This is a genomic window from Streptomyces sp. NPDC015220 (assembly GCF_043079345.1).
Lineage (GTDB): Bacteria > Actinomycetota > Actinomycetes > Streptomycetales > Streptomycetaceae > Streptomyces.
Genome location: NZ_JBIBUK010000026.1, coordinates 29,397 through 50,359 on the forward strand (window position 1 = coordinate 29,397; position 20,963 = coordinate 50,359).

A 20,963-nucleotide genomic window follows, 5' to 3' on the forward strand; every position below is an offset into this window, starting at 1 on the left:
GGCGCCCGGCGGACCACCGCCGGGCGCTCCCCGGCGTTCCGTGCGGTTGCCGAGGCCCGCGCGGTTCCGGGCCCGGCAGCACGCGGCCGCCGCCGTCCGTGGTCCGCGCGGTGCGGGCGTAGGGCAGGCCGGTCCGCTCCTCCACCGGCAGGGCGTCCATGTCGGCGCGCAGCGCGACCGTGGGCCCCTCGCCGTTGCGCAGCACTCCGACGACGCCGGTGCCGCCGACGCCGGTGGCGGTCTCGTACCCGGCGGCGCGCAGCCGCTCGGCCACGATCCGGGCGGTGCGGTGCTCGGTGAAGGCCGGCTCGGGGTGGGCGTGCGGATCGCGGTCGAGGTCGGCGAGGCCGCCGTGCGGGGACGGGCCGCTGGACCTCGTGCCACCTTCCGGTGCTCGGGTCCGGCGGCGCCGGGTGCCGGCGCACACGCCTGCCGTCCGGCATGGCCGGCGGACGATCTTCCGGCCCCGTCCGCTGCGCGGTCCGCGGAGCCGGGTCCGGCCGCCCGGCCTCCTGCCCCGGAGCGCGGGAGCCCGGATTGCGGGAACGGCGCGTGCGGGGACGATGGAGGGGGCGCGCCAGCCCGGCGGAGGTGTTCCGCCGTACGTCCGCACCCGCCTCCGGCCGCGCCGGACGGGTGCGCTCCCCTTCCTCCCGCGCAGGCGAAAGGTGACCAGCATGCCCGTGTGCACCATGCGTGACGGTGTCGAGATCTTCTACAAGGACTGGGGCAGCGGACGGCCGGTGGTGTTCATCCACGGCTGGCCGCTGAACGGGGACGCCTGGCAGGACCAGCTCAAGGCGGTCGCCGACGCCGGGTACCGGGGCATCGCGCACGACCGCCGCGGCCACGGCCGCTCCACACCGGTCTACGACGGCTACGACTTCGACACCTTCGCCGACGACCTGAACGACCTGATCACCCACCTCGACCTGCGCGACGTCACTCTGGTGGCGCACTCCATGGGCGGTGGCGAACTCGCCCGCTACATCGGCCGGCACGGCACCGGACGGGTGCGCTCGGCCGTCCTGCTCTCCGCCATCACCCCGCTGATGCTGCGTGGTGAGGACAACCCGGAGGGCGTCCCGCAGAACGTCTTCGACGACATCAAGGCCGGCATCCTCAAGGAGCGCTCGCAGTTCTGGAAGGACACCGCCGAGGGCTTCTTCTCCGCCGGCGACTCCGGCGGCAGGGTCACCCAGGGCAACAAGGACGCGTTCTGGCACATGGCCATGGCCGAGACGATCGAGGGCGGGGTCGCCTGTGTCGACGCCTTCGCCGCGACGCCCTTCCACGAGGACCTGAAGAAGTTCGACGTCCCCACGCTGGTCGTGCACGGCGACGACGACCAGGTCGTCCCCATCGACGCCACCGGCCGCAAGACCGCCCGGCTCGTCTCCGGTGCCGAGCTCAAGGTGTACGAGGGCGGCAGCCACGGCATCGCCATGGTGGACGGCGACAAGGAGCGGTTCAACCGGGACCTGCTGGAGTTCCTCGGCCGCTGAGGACACGCGGCCCGGCCCGCAAGCGGTGGCCGCCCGCGCACGGCGCGGCCCGGCCACCCCCGTGCACGGCAGGATCCGCGGCGCGGCCACCCGGGGCCACGGCCGCTGCGGATCCTCGTCGCGCACGGCGAGGGCCGGGCCGCCGCCGGTGAGCCCGGGATCCGCGGCGGGCCTCCACCGGGCGAGCGTCGCCCCGCCGTCCACCGTGGCGGCGAGGGCGCCGGGCGACACGCGCACCCGCAGCCGGTGGACGCCGGCCGGCTGCGGGTGCGGGACCGTCGTACGGGCCGGGGCGCCCGGAACACGCCGGACGCCGGTGACCGTGGTGGGTGCGGTCCGGGAAGTCCCATCGACCGGCAGGCGCTCCAGCCACCAGCGCGGCGCCGTGCGGCCCGGGCCGGCCGGGGGAGGTGCACGGGGAGGGGAGAGTGGCCGGCGGACCGGCGGTCCCCTGGAGATGTGCCGTGATCGTCGCACCGTGACATCTGACGATCTACGGTCGGTTCTCGGCCGTCAACGCGGTGGCCGGGACCGACTTCACCCGGTCGGCGTCATCGCCGCCGCCCGGCCACGATCCTGGGTGCACCCCCCGGCGCCCTGGTCAGGGCCGTTCCGCCTCCTCGGCGTCCTCGATCCCGCCGAGTCGCGCGGCCCGCTGCTTGCGGCCCGCCTGCACGGCGTAGACGACCACACCGGCGAACAGGAACAGCACGCCCTGGTACACCGCCGCGTAACCGGCGCCCGCCACCAGCCACAGCGAGAAGGCGGCCGCGACCGCCGCGACCACGGCGTCGCGCACCAGCCGGGCCCGGTTCACCAGCTCGCCCCGCCCCGAGACCAGATGGAAGATCTGCGCGGCCGTGGCCAGCAGGTACGGCACGGTCGCCGTGAACGTGGTGACCAGGACCAGGACCTGGAAGACCCTGGCCGAGCCCGACGTGTAGTTGTAGACGGTGAGCAGTGAGGCCAGGACGACCGTCACGCCGACGCCGACCGTCGGCACGCCCCGCCGCCGGCGCGCGAACGCGGCGGGGAACAGGCCGTCGCGTGCCGCGGCGTACGGGGTCTGGGCGCTCAGCAGGGTCCAGCCGTTCAGACAGCCGGTCATCGACACCAGCGCGGCGACCGCGACGGCCCAGCCGCCCCAGGAGCCGCCGAACATGGCGTTCACGGCGTCCGAGAACGGCGCGGTGGACCTCACCAGCCGGTCGTGGGCGACCGTGCCGAAGACGGAGAGCGTGCCCAGGAGATAGACGAGCGCCGCCCCCATGGTGCCGATGACGGTGGCGCGCCCCACGTTGCGCCGGGGGTTCTTGACCTCTCCCGCGCTCACGGCGGCGGACTCCACGCCGAGGTAGGAGAAGAGCAGGATCGCCGCGGAGGCGGAGACGGCGCCGATCGCGCTTCCGCCGCCCGGGTGGAACGGGCCCAGGTTGCGCGGGTCGAAGAAGAACAGCCCGCCGACCGCGACGAGCAGCAGGGGGACGAATTTCAGCACCGTCGAGACGAGCTGCACCGCGCCGACGTAACGGGTCCCCGCGAAGTTGGCGAGCGCGGGCAGCCACTGCAGGGTGAGCGCGGCCAGGCACGCCGTCCAGCGGTGGCCGTTCACCGGGATCAGCACGTCGAGGTAGCCGACGGCGGCGACGGCGAGGGCGGCGTTCGACACCCAGGTGGTGATCCAGTACGCCCAGGCGGCGAGGAACCCGGCGAAGTCGCCGAAGGCCTCGCGGGCGTAGACGTAGGGGCCGCCGGTGCGCGGGTCGCGCTCGGCGAGCCGGCCGAAGACCAGGGCGAGCGCGATGGCGCCGGCCGTCAGGACACCGAAGGCGACCAGACTGACCGTGCCGTACGGGGCGACGGAGGCCGGGAGCAGGAAGATGCCGCCACCGATGATGTTGCCCATGACCAGGGCGGTGGCGACGGGCAGCCCGAACCGGCGGGCGTGCCTGCCGGGGGTGCCGGGGGAGTCCTGGACGGAACTGCCGGGGGTGGGGGCCGCGGGGTTCTCCCGCGGAGCCGGAGCCGGTTGCGGGGCGGTTCCGGTGACGTGCATGGAGTGGTGCGCCTCTCGTCGAACTGGTGTCCAGGGTCGCCGGACGGTCCCCATGGTCCGACATGCCACGAGGTGGCTCCAAATCACACTCTTTTGTCCCGTATGACTCCACTTGGCGCCGCAAAAAGTGCGTCGCCGCGTTTTCGGGGCCGGGAATCCTCCGGACGGCCGTGGGCTGCGGCCGTTCCCCGGCGCGGCCCGCTCCGCCGACCGCGGGCTGGTCAGGGCGTCCGGGGCGGGTGCGGGCGCCGTGTGGCGGGGAGGGCGGGTGGAGCCGAGCGCGGCCGGGCGGCGCACGGGTGTGGCCGGGCGGCGCACAGGTGTGGCCGGGCGGTGCACGCGCGTGGCCCGGGAGCCCGTGGTGCCCGTGCGCCGCCGACGCCTCCCGGGGCAGGGGAGAGCGGGAGGTGGCCGTGGAATGATCTAGCGTGGGCGATATGTCAGATTCGCCGCACGGGGAGCACGGCCGGCCGCCCACCCGGGCCGAGCGCTGGGCCGCCTTTCGCGCCTCGCCCTTCCTGCCCGCGACCGTGCTGACCCTGATCCTGGCCGCCGCGGCCGGGCTCTTCGCCGGTTCGTACACCTATGCCATGGCCAACCCCACCCCGCGCACCGTCCCCACCGCGGTCGTCGGCGCCTACGACCAGCCGCACGGTCGGCGCTTCATCGCCGGCATGGAGGAGGCGCTGGCCGCCTCCCTGAGACTGCACGCCTACGACAGCCTGGGCGCGGCTCGGACGGCGGTCGACGACCAGCGGGTGTTCGCCGTGCTCGACATCCCCACGGCCGGGAACGCCGTCGCCCTCTACGTCTCCGGAGCCTCGGGGGCCACGGTCGCCCAGGTGCTCCAGGAAGCGGCCCAGAAGGTCGGCGGGGCCACCGGCACCCCGGTCACCGTCCACGACCTCAAACCGCTGCAGAAGGGCGACCCGCGGGGCCTGGCGATCTTCTACATCTCCCTCGCGGCCGTGATCATCGGTTTCGTCGGCGCCATCCAGCTCAGTGTGCACGCCCGTGCGCTCAACCCCTCGGAGCGGATCCTCTTCACGGCCGCCTACGCCCTGCTCGGCGGATTCGTGATCGCCGCGGTGGTGGACTGGATGCTGGACGCCGTGAAACTGCCGTTCGTCGAGTCCTGGATGATCCTGGCGCTGACCATGTTCGCGTCCGGCATGGTCTTCTCCATGTTCAACACCCTCTTCGGGCGCTGGGCCATGCTGCCGACGTGGGGGCTGATGGTGCTGCTCGGCAACCCCTCCTCCGGCGGCGCGGTCTCCTGGCCGCTGCTGCCCTCCCCGCTCGGCGTCATCGGCCGGTGGCTGCCGCCCGGGGCATCGGTGAACGCCCAGCACACCGCCGTGTACTTCGCCGGTCACCAGCACGCCTTCCCCTTCCTGGTCCTGGCGGGCTGGGCCGTGCTGTCCTGCGCGGTCTTCTGGGCCTGGCGGCACCGCCACCCCGGAGGCCGTCCGGCGGTTCCGGCCCACGCGGCCCGGTGACCGGCGGCGCTTACCCGACAGGTCATCGACCCCCGTCCCGGCATCTGCCAGGCTCGTCGTCGTACAGCAGCCCACCGAACCGGAGGACGCCATGACCGCCTATGTCATCGCCCACCTGCGAGAGGCGGCTCCCCACCCGGAGATCGCGGAGTACATCGAGCGCATCGGCGCCACCTTCGAGCCGTACGGCGGCCGCTTCCTGGTGCACGTCGCGCAGCACGAGGTGAAGGAGGGCAGATGGCCCGGGCACGTGGTGATGATCGGCTTCCCCGGGATCGACGAGGCGCGGAACTGGTGGGACTCGCCCGCCTACCAGGAGATCGCGCCGCTGCGCGCACGCCACATCGAGGGCGACATCATCCTCGTCCCCGGCGTCCCCGAGGGCTACGACCCGGTCGCCACCGCGCGGGCGATGCGCGGGCTGACGGCGGCGGACTGAGCCCTCCGGTCCGGAACACGCGCGGACCGCGGGCAGTTCCGCCGAGCCGTTCGAGCGAGGTGCCCCCGGCCGCTCGGGTACTGGTCGTCCTGACTCCGCCATGACGTCCTCCCCCGCCCCGCGACGCGTCCCCGCCGCACGCGGCGGCGGGGGAGGGGCTGTGGGTGCGGACGGTCGTCATCGGCTCGGCTCCCGCCGTCCGGTGGCCCGCGCGGCGTCGACGACGGACACCGGCGCACCGACCGTCACGGGACGTTCCCGCCCCGGCGGGCCCGAGCGGGCGCCCTCCCGGGCGGTCTGCGTCCCGGGCGCCCCCGGAGCCCGCGCCGCGCCGGACGCCTCCGAGCGCTCCAGCCATGCCCGGTACGCCGGCGCCGCACGGGCCACCTCCCAGTAGGCATCAGCCAACTCCGCGTAAGCGCAGTCGAGTTCGGCCTCGGTGCGCGCCGCGAGCAGCAGCCGCACACCGATCGGGTCGCCCCGCAGGGGCCGGATGGCGAGGTCGGAGCGCGGGTGCGCGGTGGGCTGGCTCACCGTCACCACCTCGCCGGTGGCGGCCAGGGAGTACGCGGTGAGGTAGTCGCCGTGCAGCATGTCGGGTTCCAGCCCCGCCGCCCGCAGCACCCGGCACAGCGCGTCCCATTCACCGTCGACCGTGGAGTCGACCATCCACCGGTCACCGGCGAGGTCGATGAGCCGCACCTCGCTCCGCGCGGCCGCGGGGTGGTCCGAGGCGAGGGTGACGAACTGCGGTTCGCGCTCGACCAGCACCCGCACGCAGAGCCCGGCCGGGATGCGCAGCGGGCTGCCCTCGACCTCGTGCACGAAGGCCATGTCGAGCCGGCCCGAGGCGACCATGCGCAGCAGGGAGTTCGCCGACACGTCCATCTGGAGCGTGGGTTCGGTCCGCGGCACGCGGGTGCGCAGCCGGCGCAGCCAGCCCGGGATCGCCCGGCTCGCGGTGGCCCCGAGACGCAGCCGGCGCCCGCCGGCCGCCCGGGCCGCCGCCGCCCGGGTGTCGGTGACCAGCGCCGCCAGTTCGGCGACCAGCGGCCTGGCCCGGCTCAGCACCGCGCACCCCAGCGGCGTGGCCCGGCACCCGGTGCGCGCCCGGACGAAGAGCTGACCGCCGAGCGCCTGCTCGATGCGCCGCAACTGGGTGCTCAACGAGGGCTGTGCCATGCCGAGTTCCCGGGCCGCCCGGTGCAGACTGCCGGTGTCCGCGATGGCGCACAGCACGCGCAGGTGTCTGACCTCCAGCTCCATGGGGGGAGCGTAGGGCGGCCCGGGGACGGCGCACCAGACGTTCAAACCCCGACGGAACCGCACGAGTCGGCCCCCGATAGCCCCGTGCTATCCCCGGTTGCCATCATCCGCAGCACCGCCGGTCTGCCCGAGACTCCTGCACAACCGATCGTTCACACCCCACGAAGAACGAGTAGGAGCCCCCCATGCCGTCGTCCCCGAAGTCCCCCCGCAGACTCCTCGCCCTCGCCCTCGGCCTCGGTCTGGCGTCCGCCGCGCTGGGCACCGCGGTCCCGGCCACCGCACAGACGTCCACCGCCCCGTCCGCCACCGCCGGCTACGCCCGGTACGCCGGCTCGGCCGAGAACGCCGCCGGCAACAAGGCGTTCTTCGAGGCCGTGCTGAAGTCGGTCGCCAAGAAGCAGGCCGCCCACCCGAACCTGCAGTCGGTGACCGTCTACTACAACGCCTCCCAGGCGCCGAGCTTCCGCTCGCAGATATCGAGCGCCGCCTCCGTCTGGAACAGCTCGGTGACGAACGTCAAGCTCCAGTCGACCACGGGCAGCGCGGACTTCGCCTACTACGAGGGCAGCGACTCGCGGGGTTCCTACGCCTCCACCAACGGCCACGGCAGCGGCTACATCTTCCTCGACTACGCGCAGAACCAGCAGTACGACTCGATCCGCGTCGCGGCCCACGAGACCGGCCACGTGCTGGGCCTGCCGGACCACTACAGCGGCCCGTGCAGCGAGCTGATGTCCGGCGGCGGCCCCGGCCCGTCCTGCACCAACCGCTACCCGAACGCCACCGAGCGGTCGCGGGTCAACCAGCTCTGGGCCAACGGCCTGGCCAAGGCCCTGAAGGAGCTGAAGGCGGCGCGCTGACCCCGCGCCGGCTCCCCGGTGCGGCCCGCGGCCCGCGCCACGGTCCGCACCCGTGATCTCCGGTCCTTCCCGTCCGTCACCCCCCACCGGGCCGCCCGCCCCGTCGCAGGGAACGGCCGCCGTACACACACGGGCGGGAAGGACCGGGCCCAGCCCGAATGCCCCGGACGGCAGCACGCCCGGCGGGCGCGACGGCCCCGCCGCGTCCCGGCGCACGCGCCGACCGCTCGGCGGAGCAGCCCCCGCGGCGCGGCGCCGCCGAGCGGTTGGCGCCCGGGGGACAGGCGCTACTTGCTGACGGCGAACCGCATCAGGGCGTGCTCGTCACCCTGCTTGATCTTCCCGGTCACATTGATCACCTCCAGCTTCCAGGCGCCGCCCACCCGCACGGCCTTGGCCACGGCGCAGCCGTTGTCCTGGGTCAGGAGGCTCGGCCAGATGTCGGCGACCTGCTGGGAACTGCCCCCGGTCGCGTCGTACACCTTGAAGCTGATGTTGCGGGCCTTCTGGAAGGAACTGCCCTTCTTGAAGGCGGCCGCGACGAAGACGATCGAGGTGACGTTGGACGGTATCCGGGCGAACTCCACCGTCACCGTCTCGTCGTCGCCCTCCCCCCGGCCGGTCTGGTTGTCGCCGCTGTGCACCAGGGAACCGTTGCCCATGGGGTCCAGGGAGTCGAGGCCCGCCATACGGACCGGGTCCGCGCCCTGCATGGCGACGGCGATGAGGTCCAGATCGGTGCCGGTCTTGCGACGGAGCATGCCGACGACCCCGCCGCTGGCACCTGCGGTGGGGTCCCAGGACACCCCGATGGACAGGTGGGTGACACCGTCGAGGTCCGCCGGGCCGTCTTCCTTCGTCAGCGTAATCATGCGTTGATCATCCTCTTGTGGTGGAACGTGTGACAGGCAAAGTGTGCCTGGAACGCACGGCGTCGCCCACAACTGCCACCCGGTTCGCCGATTCGTCCCCGTATGCGAACGGCAACCGCCGCCGTTGACGCGGCGCGGGAGGCGGGCAGTGCCCAACGCCCAACGGTCTCCCCGGGGTTCCGCACCCCGCGGCCTCGCTCGCCGAGCCGTCCGCCGGGTAGTCTCGGCGAGCGTGAACAGGCGGCGGCGGAAGAGACTCTCCGGACGTCCCGTAGCGGCCGCGGAGCTCGGCGACGACGCCGCGGTCGGCGCGCTCCCGCGCGCCGGAGCCCGTCCGGGCACGCCCGACCCCGAGGGCGCCGCCCCCGGAAGAACGGACCATCACGAGTGAACGGGAGACAGGGCATGACCAGCCCGACCGGCGACCTCCACGACGGGGGCCGGCCGCGCGACCGCACCGGCCAGGCCGAGGCGTTCGACGCCATCGGCGACCGCTACGACGAGGCCTTCCCGCACAAGGAGGGCCAGATCGCGGCCACCGACTGGCTCGTCGAGACCCTGCCCGCCGGATCGCGCGTGCTGGACCTCGGCTGCGGCACCGGACTGCCGACCGCTCGCCGGCTGGCCGAGGCCGGACTGGAGGTCGTCGGCGTCGACCTGTCCGCCGCGATGGTCGCACTGGCCCGTGAGAACGTCCCCGAAGCGGAGTTCCACCACGCGGACATCGCCGACCTGCGGCCCGGCGGCCCGCTCGACCTTGGCCGCTTCGACGCGGTCGCGGCCTTCTTCTCCCTGCTCATGCTGCCCCGCGCCGAGATCCCCGTCGCACTGCTGACGATCCGGCAGCTGCTCACGCCGGGCGGGCGGTTCGCGCTGTCGATGGTGGAGGCCGACGTGGACGACGTCCCGATCCCGTTCCTCGGCGGGCGGATCAGGGTTTCCGGCTACCCGCGGGCCCGTCTGCGCGAGGTGGTCGAGGAGGCGCGCTTCGGCATCGTCGAGGAATCCTCGCGGACATACGCCCCGGACGGCGCGGACGTACCCCCGGAGGAACATCTCTTCCTGCGCTGCACACGGCTCGACTGAAGAGGCGGCGACTCGCGGGCCCGGCCCGATCCGGCCCGGCCCGATCCGGCCCGGCACGATTAGGCCGGGCCGGTCGTCGGCACCTGCCGCCTCGCCCTGCCGCCCTGCCGCCCTGCCGCCCTGTCGCCCCCCGTGCGGGCGTGGGCCGGCTCCCGGGATCGGGCCGGACGGTCCGTACCCGTATGCGCATCCGTACCCGTGGCCGCGTCGAAGCGGGCGCGGGCGCGGGCGGCGGCCCGAAACGGCGCCGAGTGGTGCGCGGCGAGGAGCGGGCCCACGGACCTGACCGGATGGATGGCCACGGGCGTGGCCGGAACCAGGCTGCTCCCTCCGGCACGGCTTCGATTCCCTCGCCCCTCCGCGGTCCGGCCACGCGCCGGCCGGACCGGGTTCCCCGGGGAGCGCCGCCTCCCGCGGGGGACCCGTCGGTGCCCGGTGGGCCGGGCGGGACGAGGTGGCGAATCTCGCTCTCGCCGGACGATCCGTTTGCCACTGTCACGAGTGAGCAAACGATCTCTGCACGTCCGTGCGCAGGCAGAGAGGAGCCACCATGGCGGACAACGCAGACGGTCTTCGGGAGATCGACACCGACCCCGACGCCCTCAAACGCCACCGCACGCTGTTCCGGGCCGTCCAGCGGCGCCGGAATCCCCCGCTGCGGCGGACCGACATCACGGTCACCGACGAGAGCGCCGTCAGACGCGCGGTGAAGGCCGCCTCGCTCGGCAACGCCATGGAATGGTTCGACTTCGGCATCTACAGCTATCTCGCGGTCACCATCGGGCACGTGTTCTTCCCCTCCGGGAACGACACCGTCCAGCTGCTCTCGTCGTTCGCGACCTTCGCCGTGTCCTTCCTGGTGCGTCCCCTGGGCGGCATGGTGTTCGGCCCGATGGGCGACAAGGTCGGCCGTAAGAAGGTCCTCGCACTGACCATGATCATGATGGCGGTCGGCACGTTCGCCATAGGCCTGATCCCGTCGTACGCCACCGTCGGCTTCTGGGCGCCCGTCCTGCTCATCCTCTTCCGGCTGGTGCAGGGTTTCTCCACGGGCGGCGAGTACGGCGGCGCCTCCACGTTCATCGCCGAGTACGCCCCCGACCGGCGGCGCGGTTTCTTCGGGAGCTTCCTGGAGCTCGGCACGCTCGCCGGATACGTCGGAGCGGCCGGCCTGGTCACGGTCCTGACCGCGCTGCTCGGCGACGGCGGGATGGAGTCCTGGGGATGGCGGGTGCCGTTCCTGGTGGCCGGCCCGATCGGACTGATCGGCCTGTACCTGCGGCTCCGCCTCGACGAGACGCCCGCGTTCCAGAAGCTGGAGGACGAATCGGTCCACCGGGCCTCCGAGGCGGCGTCCGCCGTGGAGACGACGGCCAAGGGTGACCTGGCCAGGATCTTCCGGGAGTACTGGCCGTCCCTCGTCCTGTGCGTCTGCCTGGTCGGCGCCTACAACATCACCGACTACATGCTCCTGTCGTACATGCCGACCTACCTCTCGGACGAGATGGGCTACTCCGAGACCCACGGGCTGCTCATCCTCATCGTCACGATGGTGGTGCTGATGCTGCTGATCAACCAGGTGGGCAAGATGTCCGACCGGTTCGGGCGCAAGCCGGTGCTGATGACCGGCATGCTCGGCTTCCTCCTGCTGTCGGTCCCGGCCTTCCTGCTGGTCCAGCAGGGCAGCCTGGTGGCTGTGTCGGGCGGGATGCTGATGCTGGGACTGTCCCTGGTATGCCTGCTCGGGACGATGTCGGCGGCGCTGCCGGCCCTGTTCCCGACCCAGGTCCGCTACGGCTCCCTGTCCATCGGCTACAACCTCTCCGCGTCCCTGTTCGGCGGGACGACCCCGCTGGTCATCACGGCGCTGATCTCCGCCACGGGCAGCGATCTGATGCCCGCCTACTACGCGATGGCCGCGGCGCTCGTCGGAGTGGTCTCCGTGGCGTGCATGAAGGAGACGGCGCGCCGGCCCCTGGCGGGCTCCCCGCCCTCGGTGGCATCGCCGGAGGAAGCCGCCCGGCTGGTGGAGAGCCAGGCGCCGACGCCCAGGTTCTGACGGCCGCGGGGGCCGGCCGGCCCCGGAGAGCCGGCCGGACGGCGGTGCTCCGGCGTCAGCGCGACGGGCGCCTGCCACGGCGTCCCCCGAGACGGATTCCCAGCAGGAGCACATCGGCGAGGAAGACCACGATGCCGATGATCAGGAGGAACGTCAGACCGGAAGCGGCGACGCCGATCACTCCCAGCGCGACGGCCACGAGGATGAGGAAGAGGAAGAGAGCCAGCATTTTCCGATCGCTTTCCCGGCTCGCCGGCAGGCGGCTGCCGTGGGGCCGTTGTCAGGGACTCGCGGGCTCGGGCCGGGGCCGCCGGCCGCGGGCCGAGCGGCCTCTCAGCGGCGGGCCAGCCGCCGTTCCCCGCCCGATCCGGTCGCGTAGGGCAGGCTGTAGTGCTCGAAGATCGCGGGCTCGTCCCCGACGGGCAGCTCCCCGTCGGTGTCGATGGACGGAGCGTCCTTGACGAGCTTCTTGTCGAAGGCGACGTTCAGATGGCCGGGGCTGACGGTCGCTCCCGCGAGGGGAACGAAGACCAGCCGCTGACGTCCGAGCATGCCCGTCTTCACGGTGGCGAAGAACGGCTGGTCGGTGACCGTGTCGACGTAGACGGCCTCCAGCTCGCCGATCTTGCTGCCGTCGACACCGTGCACGGCGTGTCCCCGCCACTGACGAAGGTCCTGGGCCTCGAACATGGCGTCCTCCACTGTCTCGCACGATTCACTGGCTGGAACATCACCTACCCGCCCCACCAGGAATGTCACGGGCGCGACGCACCGCCGACCGCCACCGGTCACCTCTTTGCCCGGGCGGACCGGGAACGACGCGCGCGGGAAGAGCGGTTCCGCCGGCCGCGCCCGCGCATCGGCCGCGGGACCGGCGCCCGCGCCGGATGCCCCGGGCGCCCTCCCGGCGCCGGGAGCGGCCGGCCGGCGCCCCTGGCCCGTGGCGCTTGAGCAGGCCCTTCGCGTTTCCCCCCGATTCGATGGCGCCCACCGTCTTGTCAGGGACATGCATCGCTTCTACAGTCCCGAACCAACCGGTGAATGGGAGCGCTCCCATAGCGGTGTCCGCGCGGAGCGCCTCCCCTTCGACGTCGACCCTCCCCGAGAGGCCCCCCCCATGCGACCGTTGCCGCACCGGCCCGACGCCACCCGCGGGCTGTCGGGCGTGCTGCTCACCGTTCTCGCCCTCGTCGCCGCCCTGGTGGCCGCCGCCCCGCCGGCCCGGGCCGACACGCAGATCTGCGACGCCTTCGGGTCGACCACGATCCAGGGCCGGTACGTGGTCCAGAACAACCGCTGGGGCACCGACGCCGCCCAGTGTGTCACCGTCACCGACTCCGGCTTCCGGATCAGCCGGGCCGACGGCTCCGTGCCCACCAACGGCGCGCCCAAGGCGTACCCGTCGGTGTACAACGGCTGCCACTACACCAACTGCTCACCGGGCACCGCGCTGCCGGCCCGGCTCAGCACCATCTCCAGCGCGCCCACCGCCATCTCGTACGGCTACGTCAACGACGCGGTCTACGACGCCGCCTACGACATCTGGCTCGATCCGACGCCGCGCACCGACGGAGTGAACCGGACCGAGATCATGGTCTGGCTGAACAAGGCGGGGCCCGTCCAGCCGGTGGGTTCCCAGGCCGGCACGGCCACGGTCGCCGGCCGCTCCTGGCAGGTGTGGTCCGGCAACAACGGCTCCAACGACGTGCTGTCCTTCGTGGCCCCTTCGGCGATCGGAAGCTGGAGCTTCGACGTCATGGACTTCGTCCGTCAGGCGGTCTCCCGCCAACTCGCCCGGAGCGACTGGTACCTGACGAGCATTCAGGCGGGTTTCGAGCCCTGGCAGAACGGCACCGGGCTCGCCGTGACGTCCTTCTCCTCGACCGTGAACACCGGCGCCGGCAACCCCGGCGGCCCCGGTGGTCCGGCGGCCTGCGAGGTGCGGTACGCGGCCAACGTCTGGCCGGGCGGCTTCACCGCCGACGTCACCGTGAGCAACACCGGTACGGCCCCGGTCGACGGCTGGCGGCTCTCCTTCACCCTGCCCGCCGGGCAGCGGATCACCAACGCGTGGAACGCCACGATGTCCGCGTCGTCGGGAACCGTCACGGCCGCCGCGTCGGCGCACAACGCCAACATCGCCCCCGGCGGCAGCCAGGCCTTCGGCTTCCAGGGCAGCTACGACGGCGCCTTCGCCCAGCCGAGCGGCTTCACCCTGAACGGCGCCGCGTGCGCCACCGGCTGACCCGCCCGGCACGGCAGCGGACGCTCCCGCGCCCCGCGTCCTCCCCGTCCGCCCGGCGGCAGTCTCCCCGGCGGGCGGGGGCTCCAGCGACCACCCGCGCACGGCACGCACGAAGAGAACGGACCGGACACCATCCTTGGAAGGAAGGACAGAACGTGGCTCGACGCAGCAGACTCCTGTCGGTGGCGGCCTCCTTCGCCACCCTCCTCGCGGCACTGGGTCTGACCCTCCTCGGGCAGAGCCGCGCCGAAGCGCACGGGGTGGCGATGCTGCCCGGATCGCGCACCTACCTGTGCTACCTGGACGCCCAGACCAGCTCCGGCGCACTCGACCCGACGAACCCGGCCTGCCGGGACGCGCTCGCCAAGAGCGGCGCCACGTCCCTGTACAACTGGTTCGCCGTACTCGACTCCAACGCCGGTGGCCGCGGGGCCGGTTACGTACCGGACGGCACCCTGTGCAGTGCGGGCGACCGCTCACCGTACGACTTCTCGGCCTACAACGCCGCCCGCGGCGACTGGCCACGGACCCACCTGACCTCCGGGGCGACCATCCAGGCCCAGTACAGCAACTGGGCGGCGCACCCGGGCGACTTCCGCGTCTACCTGACCAAGCCGGGCTGGTCGCCGACGTCCCAGCTGCGCTGGGCCGACCTGGAGCTGATCCAGACCGTCACCAACCCGCCCCAGCAGGGCTCGCCGGGCACCGACGGCGGCCACTACTACTGGAATCTTCCGCTGCCCTCCGGCCGCTCCGGTGACGCGCTGGTCTTCGTGCAGTGGGTACGCTCCGACAGCCGGGAGAACTTCTTCTCCTGCTCGGACGTCGTCTTCGACGGCGGCCACGGCGAGGTGACCGGCATCCGCGACCACGGCTCCCCGACACCCACGCCCACTCCGACCCCGACCCCGACCGATCCGAGCACCGGATCCTGCATGGCCGTGTACACCGTGACGAACTCGTGGAGCGGTGGGTTCCAGGGCTCCGTGGAAGTGATGAACCACGGCACGGCGCCGCTGAACGGCTGGACGGTGACGTGGAAACCGGGCGCCGGGACCCGGATCGCGACCGCGTGGAACGGCTCCCTGACGACCGCCGCCGACGGCACGGTCACGGTCCGCAACGCGGACTACAACCGGGTCGTGCCGGCCGACGGCAGCGTCACCTTCGGCTTCACCGCCACGTCCACCGGCAACGACCAACCGGTCGGCTCGGTCGGCTGCACCACCTCGTGACGAAGGGGTGGGGGCCCTCGGCCCCCACCCCCGCGCGCCCGCCCCGTCGTGCTCAGCCCCTGCCGATGACGACGACCTCGTCGTGTTCGCTCCACCGGCGCCGCTCGGCCTTGTCTGGATTGATCCGCAGTCCGTGCTCGGGGCCGGTCGCGGCCGGGTCGTGACTGCGGTACCCGAACGCGCACTCGCCCCGGACTCGGGCCGCCGCCACGACCGTCGCGAAGGAAGCCTCGGCGCCCGGACGCACGTATTCCGCGGCGGGGAACAGGTGGACCTGGTTGCCGCCCGCGGAGAACAGCTCCTCGAACACCGCGGCCAGGTGGTGGTTCTGGGAGATCTGCGCCATCAGCAGGCCGATCAGCTTGCCGCTGATGATCACGTCGGCGCCGGGACTGACGGGCGCCAGCGGCCGGTTGCGGTCGTCGGTCAGCTCGGTGACCAACTGCGGTTCACGGGCGGCGGTCCGCTGGAGGTGGCGCAGGCTCAGCAGGGTGACGAGCGTGCGGTTGTCGGGCTCGTTCGCCCCCTGGCCGTCGGCGGGGTCCTGGCTGAGCACGATGACGCTGTCGTAGGCGTCGAGGTCCAGGGCCTCCAGCGTCTCCGTCCGCGCGACGTCGCCCTCCCGGAGCGTCACGGTGAGCCCCGAGCCGACGCACGCACCGATGTCCCGCACCTGTGCGACGGAGGTCTCGTGCCGGCCCGCCACCACGTCGACGACCGAACCGGGCGGGGCGCCCCGGCCCAGCTGCTCGACCATGAGCGGGGCCCGGCGGTTCCAGCCCAGCAGCAGCACCCGCTCGGGCCGGACGGGAACCGTGCGCCGCGTCGCGAACGCCGACTCGTCGACCAGCGCGGAACAGTCGGCGAGCCGCGCGGTGTCGTCGTCGCGGGTGACGACGACGAGCTGGTCGTCCGGGCGGATCACGGTCCCCGCGGGCGGATTGAGGACGGGAGCGCCGTCCCGCACCAGGCCGACCACGCACGCGGTGTCGTACCGGAGCAGCGCGTCGCCGAAGGCGCATCCGGCCAGGGCCGGGTCGAAGGTGCAGTAGAACTCGTCCCCGGCGAAGTCGAGCAGCTCACGGTGGACGAGGGAGAGCCCGGGGCGGCGCGCGGCCTGGACGATCAGCCGGGCGGTGACCGTGTCGCTCTCCAGCACGGTGCCGTGCGGCCCGGCGGCCAGGACCGCGGCCCGCCGGTAGCGGTCGTCCCGCACGACGGCCACGACGGGTGGCCCGGCCTCCTCGGCGGGCAGCACGGCACGCAGCGCCAGCAGCGTCTTGACCACCTCGGCGTCGGCGTCCGGCTCGTCGTGGGGGAGCACCAGCACGGCGCCGGCCGCGGCCGGATTGGTCAGGGCGAGCACGGCGGGGTCGGTGATGGGGCCGCTGCGGCAGATCAACCGGGTGCGGCCGGTGGGGCCCGCCTTGGTGGACAGCGCCTCCTCCATCTCGGTCTTGTCCCGGTCGGCGAGCACGGCCACCGCGCCGCGCCGCTGGTTGGCGTTGGCGGCGACGAGTTCACGCACCACCGTGAACACCTGCTCGGACCAGCCCAGGACCACCACGTGGCCCTGCTCGAGCACCGTGGACCGGCCCCGGCGCAGGGCGGTCAGCCGTTCCGTGAGTCCGGTCGTGATCAACCCGACCAGGGTGGAGACGTACAGCAGGGCCATCAGCGCGAGCAGCACCGACAGCAGTACCCGCAACGGAGTGCCCGTCGCGCCGCCGAGCCGCAGGGTCTCACCGGTCAGCCGCCACACCGCGGCCAGCTTCGAGGAGACCGACGCGGGGCCCTGGGGGTCCGTCCACACCAGGATCGCGCTCGCCGGGACGACGACACCCAGGCAGGCCACGGCGAGCCAGCCGACGAGCGCGGAGGCGCCGCGTGCCAACGTGGCGTCGAACCAGTACCGTGCCCTGTCCGCGAGCCCAGTGCGCTGCTGCACCAAGTCCTCCCCGTTGCCGCTCCGTTGGCCTGCCGGCGCTGCCCCGACGGGGCATCTGGCAGTGTGTGGCCACGGAGATCACGACATGCGGATCTCGGCTCGGATTCACCCCTTCGGGGCTACCGGCCGGTGGACGTCAGTCGACCGGCCACGTGTGGACCGGGGCGTTGAGGTGCATGTAGTCGACGTACACCTGCGTCATCCGCCGCAGGGCCTGGTGCCGTCCGCAGCGGGTGGAGGCGTCGATGTGATGGAGCATCTCCTTCTGCCAGAGCGCTCCGTTGCGGCCCGTGACGCACCGCTGTTCGATGATGCCCAGCAGCGGCTCCCGCCAGGCCTCGTCCATGCCGGAGCGCTCCAGTCCCCGGTGCGCCAGCGGCAGCAGGCGCCGCAGGACGAGTTCCGCCACCGGCACCTCGCCCATCCCCGGCCAGTACAGCTGGGCCTCGATGCCGTGCCGCGCCGCCGTGTGCAGGTTCTCCTCGGCGGCCGAGAAGGACATGCGCGACCACACCGGCCGGTCCTCCTCCACCAGGGCGCGGGTGAGTCCGTAGTAGAAGGCGCCGTTGGCCAGGGTGTCGGCGACAGTCGGCCCGGCGGGCAGCACCCGGTTCTCCACCCGCAGATGCGGCTTGTCGTGGGCGGTCGCGTACACCGGGCGGTTCCAGCGGTAGATGGTCCCGTTGTGCAGGGTGAGCTCGGCCAGTTCGGGAACGTCGCCGCGGTCCAGGGTCTCGGCGGGGTCCTGCTCGTCGCACAGGGGGAGCAGCGCCGGGAAGTAGCGCAGGTTCTCCTCGAAGAGGTCGAAGACGCTGTTGATCCACCGCTCCCCGAACCACACCCGCGGTCGCACCCCCTGCACCTTGATCTCCTGCGGGCGGGTGTCGGTGGCCTGCTCGAACAGCGGGATGCGGGTCTCGTGCCACAGCTCCTTGCCGAACAGGAAGGGCGAGTTGGCCGCCAGGGCGACCTGGACCCCGGCGATCGCCTGCGCCGCGTTCCAGTAGCCGGCGAACTCCTCGGGGGACACCTGGAGGTGGAACTGGGTGCTGGTGCACGCGGCTTCCGGCGTGATGGTGTCCGCGTAGGTCCGCAGCCGGTCCACGCCGTCCACCTCGATGCGCAGGTCCTCGCCCCGCGCGGCGAAGACCTGGTCGTTGAGCAGCCGGTAGCGCGGGTTCTCCGACAGCGCCGCCTCGCCGACGTCCTCCTGGCGCAGCGTCGGCAGGATGCCGATCATGATCAGGTGCGCGCCGACCGATTCGGCACGCCGGTCGGCGTGGTTCAGCGCGTCGCGGATCTCCGACTCCCAGGAGTCGGGGCCGCCCGCCGTCAGACGGCGGGGCGGAATGTTGATCTCCAGGTTGAACCGCCCCAGCTCGGTGGCCCAGGCGGGGTCGGCGATCGCCTGGAGCACGTCGCTGTTGCGCATGGCCGGTTCGGCCTCGTCGTCGCCGAGGTTCAGTTCGATCTCCAGTCCCACCTGGGGGCGCTCGGACTCGAACCGTGACTCGCGCAGCATCTGCGCGAACGCATCGAGGCACTCCTGCATCTTGATCCGGTACCGGCGGCGGTCCTCACGGGTGAAGACCTGCGCCGGGACGTCCCGTCCCATCGGCCCTCCAGGGTTGCCCTGCCCGGACACCTCTCCGTCCCAGCCTCGCACCACCGGACGCGCCCGACCACGCGGACCGGGACGCCCCGGACAGGGACGCCCCGGACGGGGCGTCCCGGACCGGGCCGGGACGGCCGGCGACCGGGGAGCGGCCACCGGCCGCGGGCGCCGCGGACGTCGCCCTGCCGCCGGTCCGGCCGGCCGCCACCGCGCGGGGAGACGCGGGGGACCCGGGTACGGCTGGGGCCCGGTGGCGGAGGTGGGCGTGCGGGCGGGGCGGCCGGGGTGACGGCGGCCCGGACGGACGATCGGCAACCGGGAGGGCGAGGACTCCCGTTCCTGCTGGCTCGCCGCCGACGACCTCGCCGACTTCAACACCGAGAACCCCGAGGTGCCTCATCGGCGCCCACGACAAGTACATCGACATCGGTGGCGACGGCTTCCGCGTCGACACCGCGGTCCACGTCCCGCGCGTCACCATCGACCGCCGCTTCCCGCCCGCCCTCGCCCGCTCCCGTGGAACGCCGGCGCGAGCGGCCGTCGCCCGCCCGGGCGAAGCGTCCGAAAGCGATATTGCCTGCCCCGGCGGGATTACTTAGGGTGCCCGCATCCAGGAGGAACGTGACGGTCCGGGCACGAGACGTGCGCGCCGGCCGACGCCCCCGCGGCGGACCGGCCGGCGCGCACGTCCCGTGCGGATGGTTCTCCCCGCGAGAGGCGGCACCGCATGACCATCGACAACCCCCACCCTTTCCCGTTCAACGTGACCGACGAGCTGTACGTCGAACCGCGTCTCGAGCAGCTCCGGGAGAGCGAGCCCCTGTGCCCGGTGCGGCTGCCGCACGGCGAGCCCGCCTGGCTGGTGACCCGGTACGAGGACGTGAAGACCGTGCTGGGCGATCCCAGGTTCAGCCGGGCCCTGGCCCGGACCCGCGACGAGCCCCGGACGCGCTACCACCGGGGCCTGCCCGGCAACATCCTGGAGTTCGATCCGCCCGAGCACACCCGGCTCCGGCGCGTGGTGGCCAAGGCGTTCACCGCGCGCCGGGTGCAGGAGCTGCGCGTGCGCACCCAGGCGATCGCCGACGGTCTGGTCGACACCATGATCGCTCAGGGCGCCCCCGCCGATCTGGTCGCCGGCTTCGCCCTGCCGCTGCCGGTCACGGTGATCTGCGAGCTGCTGGGGGTGCCGCTGGAGGACCGGACGCGCTTTCGGCTGTGGTCGGACGCCCTGCTCTCCACCACGCGCTTCACCCCCGAGGAAGTGGAGCGGTACGCCGACGAGCTGTCCGCCTACATGGCCGGCCTGGTCGTCGAGCGGCGCAAGGAACCCAAGGACGACCTGCTCGGCGTGATGGTGGCGGCGCGCGACGAGGAGGACCGGCTGTCCGAGGACGAGCTCGTGGCCATGGGTGTCAGCGTGCTGGTGGCCGGCCATGAGACGACCGCCAGCCAGATCCCGAACTTCGTCCACACGCTGCTCGGCCACCCCGAGGAGCTGGCCAGGCTCCGCGCCGACCTGGACCTCGTGCCCCAGGCCGTGGAGGAGCTCATGCGGTTCGTGCCCCTGGGCGACGGCGGCATCGCCCGCTACGCCCTGGAGGACGTGGAGCTGAGCGGCGGAGTGGTCCGCGCCGGGCAGCCGGTCATCACCTCCAACGTGTCGGCCAACCGCGACGGCACCGTCTACACCTGCCCCGAGGCGCTCGACCTGACCCGTCAGGAGGCCTCGCACGTCGGGTTCGGCCACGGCCCGCACCACTGCCTGGGCGCACAGCTCGCCCGCATGGAACTCCAGGTGACGCTGCGGACGCTGCTGTCCCGGCTGCCCGGCCTGCGGCTGGCCGGCACCGCGCAGGACCTCGTGTGGAAGACCGGGTCCGGGGTGAAGGGCCTGACGAAGATGCTGATCACCTGGGACGAGGCATGAGCGGCGGGGCCGGACGGGAACGGCCCGCTCCCGGCGCCGAAGGCCGGCCGGACGATGAGGTGTGGCAGGTGCGGGTCGACGCGAAGGCGTGCATGGGGACCGGCATCTGCGCCGGCACCGCACCCGGGCGGTTCGAGCTGCGCGACGGCGCCTCGCACCCCACCTCCGAGAGCGTCGCCCCGGCGCGGGAGGTGGTGGACGCCGCGGAGTCCTGTCCCGTGGAGGCCATCCTGGTGACCCACCGCGGCACCGGAGCCCGGATCGCCCCGGAGGAGTGACCACAGCGCCCGTAGGCGTGAACCGGGCGGGCCCGCCGGGCCCGCCCGGCCGCCGCCGGCTCCCCCT

The 20,963-nt window shown here is 73.1% G+C and carries 17 protein-coding genes and 2 pseudogenes; 11 read left to right on the forward strand and 8 right to left on the reverse strand.

Features of this window, described 5'->3' with window-relative positions; translation table 11 throughout:
* Positions 1-73: 73 nt before the first annotated feature.
* Positions 74-427 (reverse strand): annotated as a pseudogene (locus ACF061_RS33455) (hypothetical protein); the annotation flags it as partial.
* A gap of 250 nt (positions 428-677) precedes the next feature.
* Between ACF061_RS33455 and ACF061_RS33460 the strand changes: the two are divergent.
* On the forward strand, positions 678-1,505 hold the full coding sequence (locus ACF061_RS33460) for an alpha/beta fold hydrolase (protein ID WP_392270764.1): 828 nt from the start codon (positions 678-680) through the stop codon (positions 1,503-1,505).
* Between the two features lie 601 nt (positions 1,506-2,106).
* On the opposite strand, the gene ACF061_RS33465 is transcribed toward ACF061_RS33460, so the two are convergent.
* Positions 2,107-3,561 carry an amino acid permease gene (locus ACF061_RS33465; RefSeq protein WP_392270765.1) on the reverse strand — a complete coding sequence of 485 codons (1,455 nt, stop codon included), beginning with the start codon at positions 3,559-3,561 and terminating at the stop codon, positions 2,107-2,109.
* Positions 3,562-3,998: 437 nt separating this feature from the next.
* Here ACF061_RS33465 and ACF061_RS33470 point away from each other — a divergent pair, with 437 nt between their 5' ends.
* Together ACF061_RS33470 and ACF061_RS33475 are read left to right on the forward strand one after the other, a co-directional pair.
* Positions 3,999-5,060, forward strand: coding sequence for an ABC transporter permease (locus ACF061_RS33470; protein WP_392270766.1), 1,062 nt, complete (start codon positions 3,999-4,001; stop codon positions 5,058-5,060).
* A gap of 91 nt (positions 5,061-5,151) precedes the next feature.
* A complete protein-coding gene (locus tag ACF061_RS33475) occupies positions 5,152-5,499 on the forward strand; it encodes a DUF1330 domain-containing protein (RefSeq protein ID WP_392270767.1) in 348 nt (115 codons plus the stop codon).
* 177 nt (positions 5,500-5,676) lie between these two features.
* Here the strand turns inward: ACF061_RS33475 and ACF061_RS33480 are convergent, their stop codons facing one another.
* Entirely contained in the window at positions 5,677-6,765 is a 1,089-nt protein-coding gene (locus ACF061_RS33480) for a LysR family transcriptional regulator (RefSeq protein WP_392270768.1), read from the reverse strand.
* A 185-nt stretch (positions 6,766-6,950) separates the two neighbouring features.
* Here ACF061_RS33480 and snpA point away from each other — a divergent pair, with 185 nt between their 5' ends.
* On the forward strand, positions 6,951-7,628 hold the full coding sequence (gene snpA / locus ACF061_RS33485; RefSeq protein WP_392270769.1) for a snapalysin: 678 nt from the start codon (positions 6,951-6,953) through the stop codon (positions 7,626-7,628).
* Between the two features lie 287 nt (positions 7,629-7,915).
* Here snpA and ACF061_RS33490 read toward each other — a convergent pair whose 3' ends face one another.
* Positions 7,916-8,500 (reverse strand): TerD family protein, encoded by a 585-nt coding sequence (locus ACF061_RS33490; RefSeq protein ID WP_392270770.1) that lies wholly within the window; start codon positions 8,498-8,500, stop codon positions 7,916-7,918.
* Positions 8,501-8,905: 405 nt separating this feature from the next.
* Between ACF061_RS33490 and ACF061_RS33495 the strand changes: the two genes are divergently transcribed.
* Both ACF061_RS33495 and proP read left to right on the forward strand, forming a co-directional pair.
* Entirely contained in the window at positions 8,906-9,586 is a 681-nt protein-coding gene (locus ACF061_RS33495; RefSeq protein ID WP_392270771.1) for a class I SAM-dependent methyltransferase, read from the forward strand.
* Between the two features lie 550 nt (positions 9,587-10,136).
* Positions 10,137-11,645 (forward strand): glycine betaine/L-proline transporter ProP, encoded by a 1,509-nt coding sequence (gene proP, locus ACF061_RS33500; protein WP_392270772.1) that lies wholly within the window; start codon positions 10,137-10,139, stop codon positions 11,643-11,645.
* 55 nt (positions 11,646-11,700) lie between these two features.
* Here the strand turns inward: proP and ACF061_RS33505 are convergent, their stop codons facing one another.
* Both ACF061_RS33505 and ACF061_RS33510 read right to left on the reverse strand, forming a co-directional pair.
* Complete coding sequence (locus ACF061_RS33505) at positions 11,701-11,874, reverse strand: hypothetical protein (RefSeq protein WP_392270773.1); 174 nt, start codon at positions 11,872-11,874, stop codon at positions 11,701-11,703.
* A gap of 104 nt (positions 11,875-11,978) precedes the next feature.
* Positions 11,979-12,335, reverse strand: coding sequence for a PRC-barrel domain-containing protein (locus ACF061_RS33510; RefSeq protein ID WP_392270774.1), 357 nt, complete (start codon positions 12,333-12,335; stop codon positions 11,979-11,981).
* Between the two features lie 427 nt (positions 12,336-12,762).
* Here ACF061_RS33510 and ACF061_RS33515 point away from each other — a divergent pair, with 427 nt between their 5' ends.
* Both ACF061_RS33515 and ACF061_RS33520 read left to right on the forward strand, forming a co-directional pair.
* The gene (locus tag ACF061_RS33515; protein WP_392270775.1) at positions 12,763-13,890 is read left to right on the forward strand and encodes a cellulose binding domain-containing protein; all 1,128 of its coding nucleotides are present in this window, start codon (positions 12,763-12,765) and stop codon (positions 13,888-13,890) included.
* A gap of 155 nt (positions 13,891-14,045) precedes the next feature.
* Complete coding sequence (locus ACF061_RS33520) at positions 14,046-15,125, forward strand: lytic polysaccharide monooxygenase (protein WP_392270776.1); 1,080 nt, start codon at positions 14,046-14,048, stop codon at positions 15,123-15,125.
* A 52-nt stretch (positions 15,126-15,177) separates the two neighbouring features.
* Here the strand turns inward: ACF061_RS33520 and ACF061_RS33525 are convergent, their stop codons facing one another.
* Positions 15,178-17,076 carry an NAD-binding lipoprotein gene (locus ACF061_RS33525; RefSeq protein ID WP_392270777.1) on the reverse strand — a complete coding sequence of 633 codons (1,899 nt, stop codon included), beginning with the start codon at positions 17,074-17,076 and terminating at the stop codon, positions 15,178-15,180.
* Between the two features lie 133 nt (positions 17,077-17,209).
* Positions 17,210-18,688 (reverse strand): glutamate-cysteine ligase family protein, encoded by a 1,479-nt coding sequence (locus tag ACF061_RS33530; protein WP_392270778.1) that lies wholly within the window; start codon positions 18,686-18,688, stop codon positions 17,210-17,212.
* Between the two features lie 307 nt (positions 18,689-18,995).
* Between ACF061_RS33530 and ACF061_RS33535 the strand changes: the two are divergent.
* The 3 genes and pseudogenes from ACF061_RS33535 to ACF061_RS33545 all read left to right on the forward strand — a co-directional run.
* Positions 18,996-19,194 (forward strand): annotated as a pseudogene (locus ACF061_RS33535) (hypothetical protein); the annotation flags it as partial.
* A 221-nt stretch (positions 19,195-19,415) separates the two neighbouring features.
* Positions 19,416-20,618: a cytochrome P450 gene (locus tag ACF061_RS33540; protein WP_392270779.1), complete on the forward strand. Its 1,203-nt coding sequence runs from the start codon at positions 19,416-19,418 to the stop codon at positions 20,616-20,618.
* Positions 20,615-20,896, forward strand: coding sequence for a ferredoxin (locus tag ACF061_RS33545; protein ID WP_392270780.1), 282 nt, complete (start codon positions 20,615-20,617; stop codon positions 20,894-20,896). The genes ACF061_RS33540 and ACF061_RS33545 overlap by 4 nt, the downstream gene beginning before the upstream one ends.
* Positions 20,897-20,963 lie beyond the last annotated feature (67 nt).

Excerpts from the sequence above, each read along its gene's own strand:
- ACF061_RS33460 (WP_392270764.1), top strand. The coding sequence starts at position 678 with ATGCCCGTGTGCACCATGCGTGACGGTGTCGAGATCTTCTACAAGGAC.
- ACF061_RS33480 (WP_392270768.1), bottom strand. The coding sequence starts at position 6,765 with ATGGAGCTGGAGGTCAGACACCTGCGCGTGCTGTGCGCCATCGCGGAC.
- ACF061_RS33545 (WP_392270780.1), top strand. The coding sequence starts at position 20,615 with ATGAGCGGCGGGGCCGGACGGGAACGGCCCGCTCCCGGCGCCGAAGGC.
- ACF061_RS33465 (WP_392270765.1), bottom strand. The coding sequence starts at position 3,561 with ATGCACGTCACCGGAACCGCCCCGCAACCGGCTCCGGCTCCGCGGGAG.
- ACF061_RS33470 (WP_392270766.1), top strand. The coding sequence starts at position 3,999 with ATGTCAGATTCGCCGCACGGGGAGCACGGCCGGCCGCCCACCCGGGCC.
- ACF061_RS33510 (WP_392270774.1), bottom strand. The coding sequence starts at position 12,335 with ATGTTCGAGGCCCAGGACCTTCGTCAGTGGCGGGGACACGCCGTGCAC.
- ACF061_RS33540 (WP_392270779.1), top strand. The coding sequence starts at position 19,416 with ATGACCATCGACAACCCCCACCCTTTCCCGTTCAACGTGACCGACGAG.
- ACF061_RS33475 (WP_392270767.1), top strand. The coding sequence starts at position 5,152 with ATGACCGCCTATGTCATCGCCCACCTGCGAGAGGCGGCTCCCCACCCG.
- snpA (WP_392270769.1), top strand. The coding sequence starts at position 6,951 with ATGCCGTCGTCCCCGAAGTCCCCCCGCAGACTCCTCGCCCTCGCCCTC.
- ACF061_RS33505 (WP_392270773.1), bottom strand. The coding sequence starts at position 11,874 with ATGCTGGCTCTCTTCCTCTTCCTCATCCTCGTGGCCGTCGCGCTGGGA.
- ACF061_RS33495 (WP_392270771.1), top strand. The coding sequence starts at position 8,906 with ATGACCAGCCCGACCGGCGACCTCCACGACGGGGGCCGGCCGCGCGAC.
- proP (WP_392270772.1), top strand. The coding sequence starts at position 10,137 with ATGGCGGACAACGCAGACGGTCTTCGGGAGATCGACACCGACCCCGAC.
- ACF061_RS33530 (WP_392270778.1), bottom strand. The coding sequence starts at position 18,688 with ATGGGACGGGACGTCCCGGCGCAGGTCTTCACCCGTGAGGACCGCCGC.
- ACF061_RS33515 (WP_392270775.1), top strand. The coding sequence starts at position 12,763 with ATGCGACCGTTGCCGCACCGGCCCGACGCCACCCGCGGGCTGTCGGGC.
- ACF061_RS33490 (WP_392270770.1), bottom strand. The coding sequence starts at position 8,500 with ATGATTACGCTGACGAAGGAAGACGGCCCGGCGGACCTCGACGGTGTC.